The sequence below is a fragment of the Pseudacidovorax sp. RU35E genome (genome assembly GCF_900156165.1).
Taxonomy (GTDB): Bacteria; Pseudomonadota; Gammaproteobacteria; order Burkholderiales; family Burkholderiaceae_C; genus Xenophilus.
Genome location: NZ_FTMY01000007.1, coordinates 22,714 through 40,084, shown reverse-complemented (window position 1 = coordinate 40,084; position 17,371 = coordinate 22,714). Strand labels below are relative to the sequence as shown.

The window sequence follows — 17,371 nt, the reverse complement described above, 5'->3', positions numbered from 1 at the left end:
CTCGGGGATTCGACGTCCACATGGCTTTCTTCAAGCTTCGATCCAAAGGTTCTCCGGGTAAGGAAGGCCGCGGCAACGTCTCGGCTGCACCTGCCGAGAGCGTCGAGTCGCTGCGGCGCCGTGCGCGCCATCGCCTCGTCGGTGCCGCCGTGCTGGTGCTGCTGGGCGTGATCGGTTTTCCTCTTCTTTTCGACACGCAGCCGCGGCCCGTGGCCGTCGACATTCCCATCGAAATGCCTGACCGCGGCAAGGTCCGGCCACTGGCCCAGGCCGAGGCGCCCGCGGCCGACACGTCCCGCAGCGCCACCGGTGCAATCGCCATGCCGCCACCGGCTGGCGGCGTGATCACGGAACGCGCCGATGGCAGCGAGGTGACGGCAGCTGCGCCGACGGCCAAGGTGGCGCCAGCGATGGAGACGCGTCGCGAAGCCGTGGCCAGCACGGAGTTGGCCAAGGGCGAGGCGCCGCGCCCGGACTCCCCGCGCGTCGAAGCCAAGCCCGAAGCGGCCAAGGTCGAGGCAAAGCCCGAACCAGCCAAGGCGCCGGTGACGAAGCCCGAGGTCCCGAAGATCGAAGCCAAGCCTGAGTCCAGGACGGAAGTCGCCAAGGCGGAGCCGTCCAAACCCGAGCCTGCCAAGCCAGCAACCCCGACGCCGGGCCGTGACGATGGCGCACGCGCCCGCGCGCTGCTCGAAGGCAAGCCCGCGCAGCAGGTCGTGGCGCAGGCGCAACCCGCGGCCGCTGTGTCGGCCGAGGCCGCGGGCCGTTTCGTGGTCCAGGTCGGCGCCTTTGCCGACGCCGCCAAGGCCCAGGAAACGCGCCAGAAGCTGGAGCGCGCCGGACTCAAGACCTATACCCATGTGGCCAAGACGCCGCAGGGTGACCGCACCCGCGTACGGGTGGGGCCGTTTTCTTCGCGTGCCGACGCCGACAAGGCGGCCGCCCGCATCAAGGCGCTGGCGTTGCCGGCTGCCGTGCTCACACTCTGATCGCGCTGCGCCATGGCGCTCTTCGACTGGATCGCCGTGATGCTGATCGCGGTGTCGCTGCTGATGGGCCTGTGGCGCGGACTGGTTTATGAAGTGCTGTCGCTGGCGGGGTGGGTCGCGGCCTTCCTGTGTGCGCAGTGGCTGGCGGGGAGCCTGGCTGCGGTCTTGCCTTTCGGTGAACCGGAGGCACCTTGGCGTTATGGGGTGGCGTTTGCGCTCATCTTCGTCGTCGTCGCCTTCGTAGGCGGTGCCATTGCGTCGATGACGCGCCGCCTGGTTACCGTGGCCGGACTGCGGCCGGTGGACCGTTCGCTCGGTGCGCTGTTCGGCGTCGGCCGTGCCGCTGTGGCGCTGCTGGCGATCGCGGTGGTGGTTCATGTGATGGCCTGGCACGACCAGGCTTGGTGGCGCGAGTCGGCCGGCGCGCCCTTCATCGATGCGGCATTGCAGGGCCTCAAGCCCGCGCTGCCGCAGAAACTGGCCAGCTACCTTCCGTAGTTCAGGAAATCAAGGATCTCCCATGTGTGGAATCGTCGGCGTTTTCAGCAACGCGCCCGTCAACCAACTGCTCTATGACGCCATGCTGCTGCTGCAGCACCGCGGCCAGGACGCCGCCGGCATCGTGACGATGCTGGAGCGCAAGTTCTTCATGCACAAGGCCAAGGGCATGGTGCGCGACGTGTTCCGCACCCGCAACATGCGCGCGCTGCCGGGCACCACCGGCCTGGGCCAGGTGCGCTATCCGACGGCGGGCAATGCCTACAGCGAGGAAGAGGCCCAGCCCTTCTACGTCAATGCGCCCTTCGGCATCGTGCTGGTGCACAACGGCAACCTCACCAACGCGCATGCGCTGCGGGCCGAGCTGTTCTCCACCGACCATCGCCACACCAACACCGAGAGCGACTCCGAGGTGCTGCTCAACGTGCTGGCGCACGAGATCGAGCGCGCCACGCGCGGCGTGCCGCTGCACATCCAGGACATCTTCACGGCCGTCGAGGCGGTGCACCGCCGGCTGCGCGGCTCCTACGCCGTCATTTCGATGATTGCGGGCCATGGCCTGCTGGTCTTCCGCGATCCGTACGGCATCCGCCCGATGTGCCTCGGCCGCAGTGCCGACGGCGGCGTGATGGTGGCCAGCGAATCGGTGGCGCTGGAAGGCTCCGGCTTCACCTTCGAGCGCGACGTGCTGCCGGGCGAGGCCGTCTTCATCGACCTGCAAGGCCAGGCGCATGCCCGCCAGTGCGCGCCCGATGCCAGCCTGCATCCCTGCATCTTCGAGTTCGTCTACCTGGCGCGGCCCGACTCCACGCTGGACGGCATCTCGGTCTACCAGGCGCGCCTGAACCTGGGCGAGACGCTGGCGCAGCGCGTGGTCTCCACCGTGCCGCCGAGCGAGATCGACGTGATCGTGCCGATCCCCGAATCCAGCCGCCCGAGCGCCACGCAGCTCGCGCACCTGCTGGGCGTGCCGTACCGCGAGGGCTTCGTCAAGAACCGCTACGTGGGCCGCACCTTCATCATGCCGGGCCAGGCGGTGCGCAAGAAGTCGGTGCGCCAGAAGCTCAACGTGATCGCCAGCGAGTTCAAGGACCGCAACGTGCTGCTGGTGGACGACTCCATCGTGCGCGGCACCACCAGCCGCGAGATCGTGCAGATGGCCCGCGACGCCGGCGCGCGGAAGGTCTATATGGCCAGCGCCGCGCCGCCGGTGCGCTTTCCCAACGTCTACGGCATCGACATGCCGACCAAGGACGAGCTGGTGGCCCATGGCCGCACCATCGAGGAGATCCGTCAGATCATCGGCTGCGACGCCCTGATCTACCAGGACGTGGACGCCATGAAGCGCGCCGTGATGAAGGCCGCGCCCAAGACGCCCGGTGCCGTGCCGCTGGGCGGCTTCGAGGCCTCCTGCTTCGACGGCGTGTATGTCACCGGCGACATCGACACCGAGGCCATCACGCGCATGAACGGCAACCGTCCGCGCATCGAAGAGACCGACATCGATTCCTCGCGCCTGACCCTGCCCAACCACACCGAATGACCATGAGCCCGCAAGATCGCGAACTGCCGGCTGGCCTGCATCCCGAGACCGAGGCCGTGCGCCGCGCCACGGCGCGCAGCCAGTACGGCGAGAACTCCGAAGCGCTGTACCTGACGAGCGGCTACGTCCAGCCGTCGGCAGAGTCCGCCGCCCGCCGTTTCGCCGGCGACGAGGAAGGCTTCACCTACGGCCGCTACGGCAACCCCACCGTCGCCAGCTTCGAGCAGCGCCTGGCTGCGCTCGAAGGGGCCGAGGCGTGCATGTCCACCGCCTCCGGCATGTCGGCCATCCTGATGATGTGCATGGGCCTGCTCAAGGCGGGCGACCACGTGGTGTGCTCGCAGTCGATGTTCGGCTCGACCATCAAGCTGATCGGCTCGGACCTGGCCAAGTTCGGCGTCGAGTCGAGCTTCGTGCCGCAGACAGACATTGCGGCCTGGAAGGCCGCCGTGCGGCCGGGGACCACGCGGCTGCTCTTCGCCGAGACGCCCACCAATCCGCTGACCGAGGTGTGCGACATCGCCGCCCTGTCAGATCTGGCGCACGAGAACGGCGCGCTGATGGCGGTGGACAACTGCTTCGCCACGCCCGCGCTGCAGCGGCCCATGGCCATGGGTACCGACATCGTCATGCACTCGGGCACCAAGTACCTGGACGGCCAGGGCCGCGTGATGGCCGGCGCCCTGTGCGCCAGCCAGAAGATGGTGACGGAGAGGTTCCTGCCCGTGCTCAAGAGCGCCGGCATGACGCTCGCGCCCTTCAATGCCTGGGTGGTGCTCAAGGGCCTGGAGACGCTGGACATCCGCATGAAGGCGCAGGCCGCCAAGGCCATGGAACTGGCGCGCTGGCTGGAGGCGCATCCCGGTGTCGGCCGCGTGTACTACCCCGGCCTTGCCAGCCATCCGCAGCATGAACTGGCCATGGCCCAACAGTCGGGCAGCGGCGGGGCGGTGCTGTCCTTCGACGTGAAGGCGTCCGACCCTGAGCAGGCTCGGCGCCGCGCCTTCCATGTGCTGGACGCGATGCAGTGGCTGTCGCTGGCCACCAACCTGGGCGACACCAAGACCATGTGCGCGCACCCGGCCAGCACCTCGCACGGTCGCCTGACCGAGGCGCAGCGCCAGGCCGCTGGCGTGGGCCAGGGCCTGATCCGCGTGGCCGTGGGCCTCGAACACACCGACGACGTTGCCGCGGACCTCGACCGCGGCCTGAGCTCTCTTCCCGCATGACGAACGCACGCACCCGGACCCGCTTCGCCCCCTCGCCGACGGGCTTCATCCACCTGGGCAACATCCGCTCGGCGCTGTACCCCTGGGCCTTCGCCCGCTCCACCGGCGGCGACTTCATCCTGCGCATCGAGGACACCGACCTCGAGCGCTCGACCCAGGCCGCCGTCGACGTGATCATCGAAGGCATGGCCTGGCTGGGCCTGGACCATGATGAAGGTCCCTTCTATCAGATGCAGCGCATGGACCGCTACAAGGCGGTGCTGGCGGACATGCAGGCCCAGGGCCTGGTCTATCCCTGCTACATGAGCGTGGCCGAACTCGACGCCCTGCGCGAGCGCCAGATGGCCGCCAAGGAAAAGCCGCGTTACGACGGCACCTGGCGGCCCGAGCCGGGCAAGACGCTGCCGGTAGTCCCCGAGGGCGTGCAGCCGGTGCTGCGCTTCAAGAACCCCATCGGCGGCGTCGTGGCCTGGGACGACAAGGTCAAGGGCCGCATCGAGATCCGCAACGACGAACTGGACGACCTGGTCATCGCCCGGCCCGACGGCACGCCCACGTACAACTTCTGCGTGGTGGTCGACGACATCGACATGGGCATCACCCATGTCATCCGCGGCGACGACCACGTCAACAACACGCCGCGGCAGATCAACATCTTCCGTGCCCTCGGCAAGGAGCCGCCGGTCTATGCCCATCTGCCCACCGTGCTGAACGAGCAGGGCGAGAAGATGAGCAAGCGCAACGGCGCCAAGCCGGTGACGCAGTACCGCGACGAAGGCTACCTGCCCGACGCCATGGTCAACTATCTGGCCCGTCTGGGCTGGAGCCACGGCGACGACGAGATCTTCAGTCGCGCGCAGTTCCTGGAATGGTTCGACCTGGACCACCTCGGCCGCAGCGCCGCCCAATTCGACGAAGCCAAGCTGCGCTGGGTGAATGCGCAGCACCTCAAGGCCATGGCCGACGACCAGATCGCACCGCTGGTGGCGGCACAGCTCGCCAAGCGCGGCATCACGTCTGACGAGCGCCTGCCGGCCATCTGCGGCCTGTTCAAGGACCGCTGCGACACGACTGTGGCGCTGGCCGACTGGGCCGCTGCCTTCTACGCGCCCATCACCGCCAGCGAGGCGGACCGCGCGCAGCACATCACCGACGCCGTCCGCCCGGCCATCGCTTCGCTGGCCGAGAAATTGACCGGATTGGCCGCTTGGGACAAGCCTTCCATCGCCGCGGCGATCAAGGAGGTGTTGGCCCAGCACGGCCTCAAGATGCCCGCTCTGGCGATGCCGGTGCGCGTGCTGGTGATGGGCACGCCGCAGACGCCGTCCCTCGACGCGGTGCTTGCGCTTTTTTCTGCAGACACGGTGCACGAAAGGTTGCGGAACGCTTAAAAGCCTGCATATAATGCAAGGCTCGACACCTGACGGGGTCGGCGTCAAAAGCGTCGGTCGAAACGGGGGTATAGCTCAGCTGGGAGAGCGCTTGCATGGCATGCAAGAGGTCATCGGTTCGATCCCGTTTACCTCCACCATCAAGGTGTCGTCGTAGAGAGTCGCAAGACTTTCGTCCAAGGTTTTGACCCTATCGTCTAGAGGCCTAGGACATCACCCTTTCACGGTGAGTACCGGGGTTCGAATCCCCGTAGGGTCGCCAAGTTCGTAGCACTTGGCTCTGGCAACAGAGCGCAACGCTGCCTGCCAGGAGTGGTAGTTCAGTTGGTTAGAATACCGGCCTGTCACGCCGGGGGTCGCGGGTTCGAGTCCCGTCCACTCCGCCAGATTCCAGTTCGCAGGCGCAAGCCTTCGATCTCAAGGTCTTGGTGAAAGCCAGGATCAGTGGGGGTATAGCTCAGCTGGGAGAGCGCTTGCATGGCATGCAAGAGGTCATCGGTTCGATCCCGTTTACCTCCACCACTTCAAACCAGTCCAGGTTTTGACCCTATCGTCTAGAGGCCTAGGACATCACCCTTTCACGGTGAGTACCGGGGTTCGAATCCCCGTAGGGTCGCCAAGTTTGTGGCACTTGGCATCGTTCTTCTCGGAGAACGTTGCAAACGTCGCACCACTGCGGAGTGGTAGTTCAGTTGGTTAGAATACCGGCCTGTCACGCCGGGGGTCGCGGGTTCGAGTCCCGTCCACTCCGCCAGTTATTCGAAGCCCTTGCAGCTTGCTGCAGGGGCTTTTTCTTTGGGTGGTGCGCATGGACGCATTGCACGGCTCGGTTCCCCTCAGAGTCTCAGTGCCTGCGCATAGCCAGTCATCTCCAGGTAGCCGCGGCCCACGCGCTGGCCGGCCGAATCGCGCAGGTCGCTCAGGCCCTCCCAGTAGATGGCTCCAGTCGAGGCGCGGCTGTCCAGTTCCTGATCGTCGAGCAGGGCACGGACCTCGAAACGGCCGGCTGGTGTAGAGACTCGGCACTGCACCGGATAGCGTGCACGCGAGAGCGGGCTCGTCCAGAACCGGAGCGGCTCGAAGCGCACTTCGTCATGTTCGAAGGCCCGTGCTTCCCCGCCCGCCGGTCGCCAGGAGCCGCCGGCCCACAGAGCGCTGCCATCGGTCCGCCTTAGACGAAAGGCCGTGAGGGCGCTTCCGTCAACCAGGTTCATGCCGATCCAGTCCCAGCCCACTGCCTCTGGATGCAGGAGCGCGTCGCTCCATTCGTGGTCCAGCCAGGCCTTTCCACGGACCTTCATGGGCGGCCGCCCGGTGAGGGCGATGCGGCCTTCCACCGCCAGCTGCGGCTGGCTGTAGTAGTAACTGGCCTGGGACGCCTGCGGACCTTTGCGCGAAAGGCCTGCCTGCCCCTGCAGCAACAGGGCTTGTGTCGGTTGCAGGCGCAGCGACAGACCGAAGTCGACGCCCGGCGCCTCAGCTGCGTAGATACCGCTGCGGGAGTCCCTTGCCAGCGACCAATCACGCAGCCGAACCCGCGTGTCGTCTTCGGCCGCGTCTGCAATGCCGAAACCGGCACGGGCGATGCGCTGATCATGGTGCAACTTGCCTTCTTGCAGATCCGTCAGCGCGGCATGGGCAAACACGAGCTGACGCGCGGCGAATGCAGAAGGCAACGTCTGCGTTCCTTCCACCCGTGAACGGAAGAAGGTGATCTGGAAGCCGTAGGCATGGCCACCCTCGGCCTCGGCATGACCCGTGGCATACCACCATTCCGTTCGCAGTTCAGGATGGCTGCCATGGTCCCGCGGAAAGCGCAGGATCCGCATCGGAAGCGCCTGCGCCGCTGGCACCGGCAGCAGGCTGGCGGCCAGAAGGCCGAGCCAGCGTCGACGGGCCATTGGTGCCGGATGGCGGGCGGCCAGCAAAGCAGGAAGAAACGCAGCGGGCAACATCGCCAGCATGATCGCCGATGGGGCCGACGTTAACAGTCGGCCTGGCTCCTGATGGTCAGCAGCGATGGGCGCATTCGGCGCCCGGGCTGGGCCCCTCCCCGGGTGGCCCATCGGCCTGCCTTCAGCCGTGCAGCGCGGCCTCGATTCCCCGGACTGCTTCCGCGCAATCACCGAAGCGGTCGTCGACCCAGCGCGCGTCGTGGTACGTCGCGAGATAACGCTCGCCCGAGTCACACAGCAAGGACAGGACCGAGCCGCGCTGCCCCTGCTCCAGCATCTCATGCGCCAGTGCCAGCATCCCGACGAAGTTGGTGCCGGTGGAAGGGCCCACCTTGCGGCCGAGCAGGTTGGAGAGCACCCGCATGCCAGCGATGGAGGCGATGTCCGGCATCGGAATCATGCGATCCACGACGCTGGGGATGAAGCTGGGCTCCACCCGTGGACGGCCAATCCCCTCGATGCGTGAGCCGCTGCCTTCGCAGTCCCAGTCGCCCGTGGCATGGAACTCGGCGAAAGCGGAGCCTTCAGGGTCGACCACGGCCAGCTGTGTCGCATGGCCGCGAAAACGCACATAGCGGCCGATGGTCGCGCTGGTGCCGCCGGTGCCTGCGCCCACCACGATCCAGGCCGGCACGGGATGCCGCTCCTGCGCCATCTGCTGGAACATGCTGTCCGCGATGTTGTTGTTGCCCCGCCAATCGGTGGCCCGTTCGGCGTAGGTGAACTGGTCCATGTAATGGCCGCCGCATTCGTGGGCCAGATCCTGCGCCTCGTCGTAGACCTCCCAGGCATGGTCGACGAAATGGCAGCGGCCGCCATAGAAGGCGATCTGCGCCACCTTCTCGGCCGACGTGCTGCGCGGCATCACCGCCACGAAGGGCAGGCCCAGCAGCCGTGCGAAGTAGGCTTCGCTCACGGCCGTCGAGCCGCTGGAGGCCTCGATCACCGTGGTGCCTTCGCGCACCCAGCCGTTGACGAGCGCATGCAGGAACAGCGAGCGCGCCAGCCGGTGCTTGAGGCTGCCGGTCGGGTGGGTGGATTCGTCCTTGAGATAGAGGTCGATGCCGGCCGCTTCGAAGGCAGGCAGCGGCAGCGGGATGAGGTGCGTGTCGGCGCTGCGCTGGTAGTCGGCCTCGATACGGCGCATGGCGTCGTTCAGCCAGGCACGGGCGCTGTCTTGCGAGAACTTGCTGCTCATTTGGGCAGGGGTTTGCAGAAGGCCTGAAAGCCTTCCAGCGTGTTGGGGAAACCCTTTTCGCGCGCCAGCTCCCAGGGGCGCTCGCAGCGCCGGCTGCTGTCGCACCAGACGTAGCCTGCGGAGATCTTGCAACTCTGCGGGCCGTCGGCAGCGGCATCGCCGTCGTCGCCAACCAGTCGCGGCGGGGGCGGTGCCATGGGCATCGACGCGACAGGCGGCGGCGCGTCTTCAGGCGTGGCGCAGGCGGCCGTCAAGGCCGTGAGCGCGCACAGGGTGAGGAGTCGGAGGCGCATCGTGTCAGTCCACCTCGGCGATCAGTTCGATCTCGACGCAGGCGCCCATCGGAATCTGTGCCACGCCGAAGGCGCTGCGGGCGTGGGCACCCCGCTCGCCGAACACGGCGGCGAACAGCTCGCTGGCGCCATTGGTGACCAGATGCTGCTCGGTGAAGGTGGGCGCCGAATTGACCAGGCTCATCACCTTGACGATGCGGCGCACGCGCTCCAGATCGCCAAGGGCCGCCTGCAGCGTACCCAGCAGGTCGATCGCAACGCCACGCGCGGCCTGCTTGCCTTCTTCGGTGGCGAGGTTCACGCCCAGTTGGCCGACCCAGGGCTTGCCGTCCTTCTTGGCGATGTGACCGGAGAGGAAGACCAGGTTGCCGGTCTGCACGAAGGGGACGTAAGCCGCGGCAGGCACGGCCACGGGCGGCAGGTCGATGCCGAGTTGCTTGAGCTTGTCTTGGATGGACATGGAGGACTCCAGAAGGGGAGAAGGAGAGGGAGGCCCGACCGGCCTGCGGCTGCCGGTGGATGCCGTCGCGGCACGACGGCGTGTGGTCAGCGATTGTCCGGCATGGGCACCGGCCGGCCGTCGTCGCGGTCCGAGGCGTCAGCCAGCGGCGGCAATACAGGCGCAGTGGGCGATGATGCTCTGGCCGGCGCGGCCGCTGGATCCGGAACCAGGCCTGCCGCCAGGGCCTCGCGGCGCGCCGCCGGCAGTTCGTCGAAGGGCTGCACCGTGACGCCCACATCCAGCACATGGCGCGCGCCGCCATGCAGCACGCCCCGCATGGGCGACACGTCGGCAAAGTCGCGGCCGACGGCCAGCACGACGTAATCGGGGCCTGGCTGACGGCCGTTCGTCGGATCGAAGCCAGCCCAATCGCCCAGGCCCGAAGCCGGGTGCTGCGCATCGCTGCCGGTCCCGGGCAGGTACACCTCGACCCAGGCATGCGACGCGTCCGCGCCCACCAGGCGCGGCTGGCCCGGCGGCGGTTGCGTCAGCAGGTAGCCGCTCACATAGCGCGCGGGCAAACCCAGCGCACGGCAGCAGCCGATCATGATGTGGGCGAAGTCCTGGCAGACGCCGCGGCGCTGCGCCAGGGCTTGCACGGCCGGCGTGTTGATCTCGGTGCTGCCGCTGGCGTATTCGAAGTCGCGGTAGATGCGCAACGTGAGATCCATCGCCGCCTCGAACAGCGGCCGTCCCGGCGGAAAGCTGGCCCGGGCATAGGCCGCGAAGTCGTCGTGCGGCGGCACGTGGCGCGAGGGGAACACGAAGTCGGAGGCTGCATCGTCATGCTGGCCGGCGCGGTAGCGGAAGCGTTCACGCACCACGTCCCAGGCCAAGCGCGCGTCGGCACGCGGCGAGAGGGCCGGCTGTGCGGTGCGGACCAGGCTCTCGGCCGTGACCACCAGTTGGTCGTGCGTGGACTCGAACGCAAAGAAGGTGCGGCGATTGCCGTAGATGTCGTCCGACTCGCGGCGGTGGACCGGCGCGGGCGAGATGACCAGCCGATGGTCCAGCACCGCCTGCCAGCCGAGGTCGCGTGGGCGCAGGTGTGCCATGTGCTGCGCCGTCTCGACGGCGGGCGCGTAGTCGTAACGGGTCTCGTGGGTGACGTGCAGCAGCATGGTCAGGCACCCACCGACCGCACGGTCTCGAAGGTGAGGGTGAAGTAGCGCACACCGATGGCGTCGGAGACGTGATAGGCCGCCGTCTCGCAGCGTGCGAGCGTCTGCATCAGCATGCCGTACTGCCCGGCCGGCGCCGGATCGCACAGCCGCTCCAACGCCCACTCGTCCGGATTGGGCAGTTCGTACGACAGGGCCGTGAGCCGATCGGGCGCGCTGCCGGCCAGCTTGGCCAGGCGCTTGCGCAGCGTGTGCGTGACCCAGGCCAGCGAGCGTGGGTTGTCGCCGTCCTGCACCAGCAGGTCGACGAGCGAGGCCACGTCGCGCCGCTGCTGATAGCGGGCATGGAAGGTGATGGTGCTGTCGAACAGTCCCACCAGCGCCTCGAAGCCGCTGGCCTCGTGCACCGTGCCATGTTCAAAGCCAGCCCCCAGCGCGCTGGCAAGGAAGGACAGTCGCTCGATGTGCCGACCGATGGACAGCAGTCGCCAAGCGTCGTCGCGCGTCATGCGGTCGGTCTGGGCGCCGGTGATGGCCGCGAGCGCGGCGCTCGTCGCCTCCAGCGTGCGCAGCGTGGCGCCCACGGCATAGCGGCCTTCGCCGCTTTCGCCGGCCTGTTCCTGGCAGCGGCGCACGAGGTCGGCCTCGGCGCGCACGATGTGGTTCCAGTGCTCCTGCGACAGGCGCTCGCGCACGGCCTGCGCGGCCTCGCGCAGGCAGCGCAGGTTGAAGCCCACGCTGCGGCCGTTCTGCGACTGGCCGAGTTCGGCGATCAGTGCGCGCTCGAACAGCCGCCTGCTCTGGGCGGCACGGGCGCCTTCCTGCTGGCGCGCCAGGCCCGGCACCTCGCGAGGCACCAGCGCATTGCGCAGGGCCATCTCGTGCAGCCACGCCACCAGCGGGCGTGAGAACTGGTCCTCGCCGGACAGGTTCTCGAGCGTGAGACGCGCCAGACGCAGCGTGTTTTCCGCGCGTTCGGTGTAGCGGCCCAGCCAGTACATGTTCTCGGCGGCGCGGCTGGTGACGGGTGCACGATGGCGCTGCAGCGAAGCGGGCGTGCTCTGCGGCGCCAGGCGGGTGCTGCGGTCCACCTCGCCCTCGGTCTGGACCCACACGTCGGCGCTGCTGCCGCCGCGCTGCATCGAGGCGATCTGCGCATCCTGCCCGGCCAGTCTGGCCAGACCGCCAGGGAGCACACGCCAGCTCTGCGAACCGTCGTTGACGGCGAAGACGCGCAACATCACGGCCTTTGGCGCGATGCGCCCGGGCCCCAGTTCATGCGACCAGGTGGGCATCTGCGACAGCGGCAGGTAGCTCTGTACCGTGTGGGCATCGCTCTGGCGGATGATGCGGCCGGCCCATTCGTCCAGGGCGCGCTGGTCAAGCTGGGTGCCGAGCACCGCCTCGAAGCTGGGATGGATGGTCGAGCCGGGATAGGTCGGCTTGACCGCGCATTCGGCCAGACGGGGAAGGGCGGCTTCCATGGCGGCCCGCTCGCCGCACCACCAGGTGGGCAGGGCGGGCAGGGCCAGTTCCTCGCCCAGCAGGCGCCGCGATAGCGCCGGAAGAAACCCCAGCAGCGCGGGCGATTCGAGGAAGGCCGAGCCCGGCATGTTGGCGATCAGCAGGTTCCCGGCGCGGATTACCTGGAGCAGTCCGGGCACGCCCAACGTGGAGTCAGGACGAAGTTCCAGCGGATCGAGGAAGGGATCGTCCAGTCGCTTGATGAGGCCGTGCACCGGGCGCAGGCCCTGCAGCGTCTTGAGATAGAGGCGCTCGTCGCGCACCGTGAGGTCGTTGCCCTCCACCAGCGTCACGCCGAGGTATCGGGCCAGGTAGGCGTGCTCGAAGTAGGTTTCGTTGTACGGGCCGGGCGTGAGCAGCGCGATGTGCGGGGGTGAGCCCGCCGGACACATGCGCTGCAGCCCTTCCATCATGGCGGTGTAGGTGGCGGCCAGGCGCTGCACCTGCAGGGACTCGAAGGCCTGCGGGAATTGCCGCGACACGGCCAGACGGTTCTCCAGCAGATAGCCAAGGCCAGAGGGCGCCTGGGTGCGCTGGGAGACGACCCACCAGTTGCCGTCCGGCCCGCGGGCCAGGTCGAAGGCGGCGATGCGCAGCCAGGTGTCGCCAGGCGGTTTGACCCCATGCATCTGGCGCAGATAGCCAGGATGGCCCCGCACCAGCGCGGCGGGCAGCAGGCCCTCTTGCAGCAGGGTCTGCGGGCCGTAGACGTCGGCCATCACCCGGTCGAGGATGCGCACGCGCTGAAGCACGCCCGTTTCGATCTGCGCCCAACTGCCGGGCGGCACGATCAGTGGAAACAGATCCAGCGACCAGGGCCGCTGCGGGCCATCGGTGTCGGCGTAGACGTTGTAGGTGACGCCGTTGTCGCGGATCTGCCGCTCCAGGCTGAGGGCGCGGCGTGGAAGGTCGGCAAAACCCTCGGGACCGAGTTCCTCGAAGAACTGGGTCCAGGCCGGTGTCAGGGGTTCGGCGTCTTCCGTGCGATCTGTGGGGGCAGCGTCGGTCGCCTCGGCTTCGTCGTCCGCCGCAACCTCGGCCGTTGCCAGGGTGAGTGCGGGCGCCGTGGGGGCGGCCGCTGCGGCCGAGGGCGGACGCAGCGGACTGGTGCGCCCGCGCAGCTCGTCGAAGTGGCCCGGTTCGGCCGCGGGCGCCAAGGCGGCCGCGAAGGCGGCTGGTGTTTCCAGGCCCTGGGCGTCGAAGAGGGAGTCGTTCAGCGGGTCCACAGCCGGCGGATTGTCACATTGGATTCACAGGCGGCCGTGGACCGCCAATGCCCGCAACCCGGAGCGTGAACGATTTCACGACGCGGGGTGCGTTGGGCTGCACCGCGTCGTGACGTCGACGGCCGCGCGCGCTGCCCAGGGGCCAGGCTGCGGCCGTTGCGGTCATCGCCGCAGGTCCAGCGTGAACGGGAATTCGCGGCTGCCCACCACCTCGATGTTGGCCGGCGGCGTGCGCAGCATGCCGGGCGTGTGGCCCATGCGCGAGAAGCGCGCCAGGCGCCGGCTTTCGGCCTCGTAGGCATTGACCGGGAAGGTGGTGTAGTTGCGTCCGCCCGGGTGGGCGACGTGGTACTGGCAGCCACCCAGCGAGCGCTTCATCCAGGTGTCGACGATGTCGAAGGTCAGCGGCGCATGCGGATGAATGGTCGGGTGCAGCGACGAAGGCGGGTTCCAGGCCTTGTAGCGCACGCCGGCCACGTACTCGCCGGCCACGCCGGTGGGCTGCAGCGGCAGCACCTTGCCGTTGACCGTGACGGCATAGCGGCTCTGGTTGAGGCCGGTGACGCGCACCTCCACCCGCTCCAGCGAGGAGTCGACATAGCGCACCGTGCCGCCGGGCGCGCCCTGCTCGCCCATCACGTGCCAGGGCTCCAGCGCGTTGCGCAGCGACAGCTCGACGCCCATGGCCTGCACCTCGCCGACCAGCGGGAAGCGGAACTCGAAATGCGGCGCGAACCATTCCGCCTGGAATGGGAAACCGGCTTGGCGCATCTCGGCGATCACGTCGTCGAAGTCCATCTTGACGAAGGTCGGCAGCAGGAAGCGGTCGTGCAGCTCGGTGCCCCAGCGGGTGGCAGGCGCCTGGTAGGGCGTGTCCCAGAAGCGGGCGATGAGGGCGCGCAGCAGCAACTGCTGCACGATGCTCATGCGGGCATGGGGCGGCATCTCGAAGGCGCGCAGCTCCAGCAGGCCCAGGCGGCCAGTCGGGCCGTCGGGCGAGTAGAGCTTGTCGATGCAGAACTCGCTGCGGTGCGTGTTGCCGGTGACGTCGATCAGGATGTTGCGCAGCGTGCGGTCCACCAGCCAGGGCGGCATGCTCTGGCCATAGAGTTCGCGGTTGCGCACGATCTCCTTGATGGCGATCTCCAACTCGTAGAGCTGGTCGTTGCGGGCCTCGTCCACGCGCGGCGCCTGGCTGGTCGGGCCGATGAACATGCCCGAGAACAGGTACGACAGCGACGGATGGTTGTGCCAGTACAGCACCAGGCTGGCCAGCAGCTCGGGCCGGCGTAGGAAAGGGCTGTCGGCCGGGGTGGCACCGCCCAGCACGAAGTGGTTGCCGCCGCCGGTGCCGGTGTGGCGGCCGTCGGTCATGAACTTCTCGGCCGTCAGGCGCGTCTGGAAGGCGGCGTCGTAGAGGAACTCGGTGTGCTGCACCAGCTCGCCCCAGTTGTGCGCGGGGTGGATGTTGACCTCGATCACGCCCGGGTCGGGGGTGACCTGCAGCATCTTCAGGCGGGCGTCGCGCGGCGGCGGGTAGCCTTCGAGCACGATCTGCATGCCCAGCTCCTCGGCCGTGGCCTCGACAGCGGCGAGCAGGTCGAGGTAGTCCTCCAGGAAGGCCAGGGGCGGCATGAAGATGTAGAGCACGCCAGAGGCCTTGCCGACCTTCTCGGCGGCCGGGCCGTTGGCGCGGCGCGGGTCGCGCGCCTCCACGCACAACGCGGTGCGCGTGATCCAGTGGGCGGATTCGCCGCGGCTCGGAAACCGTACGTTGGCGCCTTCGGCCACATGGCGGGCGCTGCCGTCGCCGGGAGCCACGTCCCCGCCGGACGCGCCGGTCGCACTCGGCGGTTGCAGGCGCACGGTGGCACTGGCACTGGCGCTGCGCGGCGTACCTTGCACATAGGCCACGTCACCGGCTGCGGCGCCCATGCCGCCCTGCCTCCAGGCTTCGGCATAGCGGGCCCGCAGTTCGGCGGCCGGGGGCAGGGCCGTCTGTGGGCCGTGGGGATCGCGGTCGACCAGGTAGGGAAAGTCGCCCTTGGTCACCCAGGGCTGCGAATCCAGCGGCAGGCGGTAGCCCATGGGCGAATCGCCGGGGATGAGGTACATGCGGTCGTCCCGCAGGAACCACGGGCCGGTCTTCCAGCCAGCGCCGGCCAGGGCCGGGCTGCCGGTGGCATCGGACGCGGGCTCAAGCGGCAGCACGTAGCCGATCACGGCATCGAGCTTCTGCGTGAACACGCGGCGCAGGCGGGCGCGCTCCAGTTCGTCGTCGAGGTTGGACTCGAAGGGGTCGACGTTGACCGGTAGCCGACGCTCGCGCCAGAGGTAGTAGTAGACGTCCTCGTAGCCCGGCTGGATGAAGCGCTCCGAAAGGCCCAGTTTGCCCGCCAGGGTGCGGGTGAAGCGCTCGGCATCTGCGCTGGTGTAGCTGGCAGGCTTGCGCTCGTCGGCAAAGAGCGCGGGGTTGTGCCAAATCGGCTGGCCGTCGGCCCGCCAGAAGATCGACAGCGCCCAGCGGGGCAGCTGTTCGCCCGGGTACCACTTGCCCTGGCCGAAATGCAGGAAGCCGCCGTGGCCATATTCGGCGCGCAGGCGGTCGACCAGTTCGGTGGCGTAGCCGCGCTTGGTGGGGCCCAGGGCGTCGGTGTTCCATTCGGCGGCGTCGCGATCGCTGTTGGCCACGTAGGTGGGCTCGCCGCCCATGGTCAGGCGCACGTCGCCGGCCGCCAGGCGGGTATCGACCGCCTCGCCCAAGGCCAGCACTTCGGCCCACTGGTCGTCGGTGTAGGGCTTGGTGACACGCGGCGATTCGTAGATGCGGCTGACCACCATCTCGTGGTCGAACTCGACCTCCGCCTCGTCCACCAGGCCTTCAATGGGCGCGGCGCTCGAGGGGCTGGGCGTGCAGGCCAGCGGGATGTGGCCTTCGCCGGCCAGCAGGCCGGAGGTGGCGTCCAGACCGATCCAGCCGGCGCCGGGCAGATAGACCTCGCACCACGCGTGCAGATCGGTGAAGTCGACCTCGGTGCCGCTCGGGCCGTCGAGCGACTTGACGTCGGGCGTGAGCTGGATCAGGTAGCCCGACACAAAGCGCGCCGCCAGGCCCATGTGGCGCAGCAGTTGCACCAGCAGCCAGCCGGAGTCGCGGCAGGAGCCGCTGGCCTTCTCGAGCGTCTCTTCCGGCGTCTGCACGCCGGGCTCCATGCGGATCAGGTACTTGACGTCCTGCTGCACCTGCTGGTTGATCTGCACCAGGAAGTCGATGGTGCGCTTTTCGCTGCGGTCGATCTTCTCGAGGTAGGCCGCCACCAGGGGCGTGGCCGGCTCGGTGACGAGGTAGGGCGCCAGTTCCTCGGCCTGGGCCGGGGTGTACTTGAAGGGCACCGTCTCCGCGTGCGGCTCAAGGAAGAAGTCGAAGGGGTTGTAGACCGCCATCTCGACCACGAGGTCCACCGTCACGGTGAACTCGGTCGTCTTCTTCGGGAAGACCAGCCGTGCCTGGTAGTTCGCGAAGGGATCCTGCTGCCAGTTGACGAAATGCTCGGCCGGCTCGACGCGCAGCGAGTACGAGATCACATTGCTGCGGCAATGCGGCGCGGGGCGCAGCCGCACGACCTGCGGACCGAGCTGGACGGGCCGGTCGTACTTGTAGCGTGTGACGTGGTGGAGGGCGGCGTGGATCGACATGTGGCTGGGAGGTTTGGGCTTATTCTGGTGGCGGCGCACGTGCAGCAATGACGGGCCCGAGGGGCGCATGCTAGCCGAGAAGCAAGCAAGGACTGCGCCATCGGTACCCCCATGCGGCGGGCCGTTCAGGGAGAGAAAAGGCTTGAAGACAGGCAGGGCGGCGGTACGCGCACGAGGGTGCCTGCGTGCCGTGATGGGTGCATGGC

General features: G+C 68.3%; 12 protein-coding genes and 6 tRNA genes. 11 read left to right on the top strand and 7 right to left on the bottom strand.

All coding sequences use genetic code 11. The annotated features are described in order from the left end of the window. Positions 1-20: 20 nt before the first annotated feature. The 11 genes from BXA03_RS13680 to BXA03_RS13630 all read left to right on the top strand — a co-directional run bounded on the left by BXA03_RS13680 (position 21) and on the right by BXA03_RS13630 (position 6,404). Positions 21-989, top strand: coding sequence for an SPOR domain-containing protein (locus BXA03_RS13680; RefSeq protein WP_076508644.1), 969 nt, complete (start codon positions 21-23; stop codon positions 987-989). A gap of 12 nt (positions 990-1,001) precedes the next feature. Then, a complete protein-coding gene (locus BXA03_RS13675; RefSeq protein WP_076508641.1) occupies positions 1,002-1,487 on the top strand; it encodes a CvpA family protein in 486 nt (161 codons plus the stop codon). A gap of 22 nt (positions 1,488-1,509) precedes the next feature. Continuing rightward, on the top strand, positions 1,510-3,030 hold the full coding sequence (gene purF, locus BXA03_RS13670; RefSeq protein WP_076508638.1) for an amidophosphoribosyltransferase: 1,521 nt from the start codon (positions 1,510-1,512) through the stop codon (positions 3,028-3,030). A 2-nt stretch (positions 3,031-3,032) separates the two neighbouring features. Next, complete coding sequence (locus BXA03_RS13665; RefSeq protein ID WP_076508636.1) at positions 3,033-4,259, top strand: O-succinylhomoserine sulfhydrylase; 1,227 nt, start codon at positions 3,033-3,035, stop codon at positions 4,257-4,259. After that, positions 4,256-5,650, top strand: coding sequence for a glutamate--tRNA ligase (gltX, locus tag BXA03_RS13660; protein ID WP_076508633.1), 1,395 nt, complete (start codon positions 4,256-4,258; stop codon positions 5,648-5,650). Before BXA03_RS13665 ends, gltX begins: the two co-directional genes overlap by 4 nt. A gap of 64 nt (positions 5,651-5,714) precedes the next feature. After that, a tRNA-Ala gene (locus BXA03_RS13655) sits at positions 5,715-5,790 on the top strand. 46 nt (positions 5,791-5,836) lie between these two features. Continuing rightward, positions 5,837-5,912: transfer RNA gene (locus BXA03_RS13650), tRNA-Glu, on the top strand. A gap of 47 nt (positions 5,913-5,959) precedes the next feature. Continuing rightward, positions 5,960-6,036 (top strand) — tRNA-Asp (locus BXA03_RS13645). Between the two features lie 60 nt (positions 6,037-6,096). After that, positions 6,097-6,172 (top strand) — tRNA-Ala (locus tag BXA03_RS13640). Positions 6,173-6,193: 21 nt separating this feature from the next. Beyond that, positions 6,194-6,269 (top strand) — tRNA-Glu (locus tag BXA03_RS13635). Positions 6,270-6,327: 58 nt separating this feature from the next. Beyond that, positions 6,328-6,404 (top strand) — tRNA-Asp (locus BXA03_RS13630). An 82-nt stretch (positions 6,405-6,486) separates the two neighbouring features. Here the strand turns inward: BXA03_RS13630 and BXA03_RS13625 are convergent. The 7 genes from BXA03_RS13625 to BXA03_RS13595 form a co-directional block, all read right to left on the bottom strand. Further along, positions 6,487-7,605, bottom strand: a complete 1,119-nt coding sequence (locus BXA03_RS13625) for a lipocalin-like domain-containing protein (protein ID WP_076509302.1) — start codon at positions 7,603-7,605, stop codon at positions 6,487-6,489. A gap of 121 nt (positions 7,606-7,726) precedes the next feature. Next, the gene (locus BXA03_RS13620) at positions 7,727-8,803 is read right to left on the bottom strand and encodes a PLP-dependent cysteine synthase family protein (protein WP_076508631.1); all 1,077 of its coding nucleotides are present in this window, start codon (positions 8,801-8,803) and stop codon (positions 7,727-7,729) included. Then, the gene (locus BXA03_RS13615; protein WP_076508629.1) at positions 8,800-9,096 is read right to left on the bottom strand and encodes a hypothetical protein; all 297 of its coding nucleotides are present in this window, start codon (positions 9,094-9,096) and stop codon (positions 8,800-8,802) included. The genes BXA03_RS13620 and BXA03_RS13615 overlap by 4 nt, the downstream gene beginning before the upstream one ends. A 4-nt stretch (positions 9,097-9,100) precedes the next feature. Next, positions 9,101-9,556, bottom strand: a complete 456-nt coding sequence (locus BXA03_RS13610) for a RidA family protein (protein WP_076508627.1) — start codon at positions 9,554-9,556, stop codon at positions 9,101-9,103. An 86-nt stretch (positions 9,557-9,642) separates the two neighbouring features. Further along, a complete protein-coding gene (locus tag BXA03_RS13605; RefSeq protein ID WP_076508625.1) occupies positions 9,643-10,719 on the bottom strand; it encodes a transglutaminase family protein in 1,077 nt (358 codons plus the stop codon). 2 nt (positions 10,720-10,721) lie between these two features. Next, entirely contained in the window at positions 10,722-13,469 is a 2,748-nt protein-coding gene (locus BXA03_RS13600) for a circularly permuted type 2 ATP-grasp protein (protein ID WP_076508623.1), read from the bottom strand. Between the two features lie 162 nt (positions 13,470-13,631). Continuing rightward, positions 13,632-17,165 (bottom strand): transglutaminase family protein, encoded by a 3,534-nt coding sequence (locus tag BXA03_RS13595; RefSeq protein ID WP_076508621.1) that lies wholly within the window; start codon positions 17,163-17,165, stop codon positions 13,632-13,634. Positions 17,166-17,371: the final 206 nt, after the last annotated feature.

Coding starts and splice junctions, on each gene's coding strand:
- BXA03_RS13680 (WP_076508644.1), top strand. CDS start 21: ATGGCTTTCTTCAAGCTTCGATCCAAAGGTTCTCCGGGTAAGGAAGGC.
- BXA03_RS13675 (WP_076508641.1), top strand. CDS start 1,002: ATGGCGCTCTTCGACTGGATCGCCGTGATGCTGATCGCGGTGTCGCTG.
- purF (WP_076508638.1), top strand. CDS start 1,510: ATGTGTGGAATCGTCGGCGTTTTCAGCAACGCGCCCGTCAACCAACTG.
- BXA03_RS13665 (WP_076508636.1), top strand. CDS start 3,033: ATGAGCCCGCAAGATCGCGAACTGCCGGCTGGCCTGCATCCCGAGACC.
- gltX (WP_076508633.1), top strand. CDS start 4,256: ATGACGAACGCACGCACCCGGACCCGCTTCGCCCCCTCGCCGACGGGC.
- BXA03_RS13625 (WP_076509302.1), bottom strand. CDS start 7,605: ATGTTGCCCGCTGCGTTTCTTCCTGCTTTGCTGGCCGCCCGCCATCCG.
- BXA03_RS13620 (WP_076508631.1), bottom strand. CDS start 8,803: ATGAGCAGCAAGTTCTCGCAAGACAGCGCCCGTGCCTGGCTGAACGAC.
- BXA03_RS13615 (WP_076508629.1), bottom strand. CDS start 9,096: ATGCGCCTCCGACTCCTCACCCTGTGCGCGCTCACGGCCTTGACGGCC.
- BXA03_RS13610 (WP_076508627.1), bottom strand. CDS start 9,556: ATGTCCATCCAAGACAAGCTCAAGCAACTCGGCATCGACCTGCCGCCC.
- BXA03_RS13605 (WP_076508625.1), bottom strand. CDS start 10,719: ATGCTGCTGCACGTCACCCACGAGACCCGTTACGACTACGCGCCCGCC.
- BXA03_RS13595 (WP_076508621.1), bottom strand. CDS start 17,165: ATGTCGATCCACGCCGCCCTCCACCACGTCACACGCTACAAGTACGAC.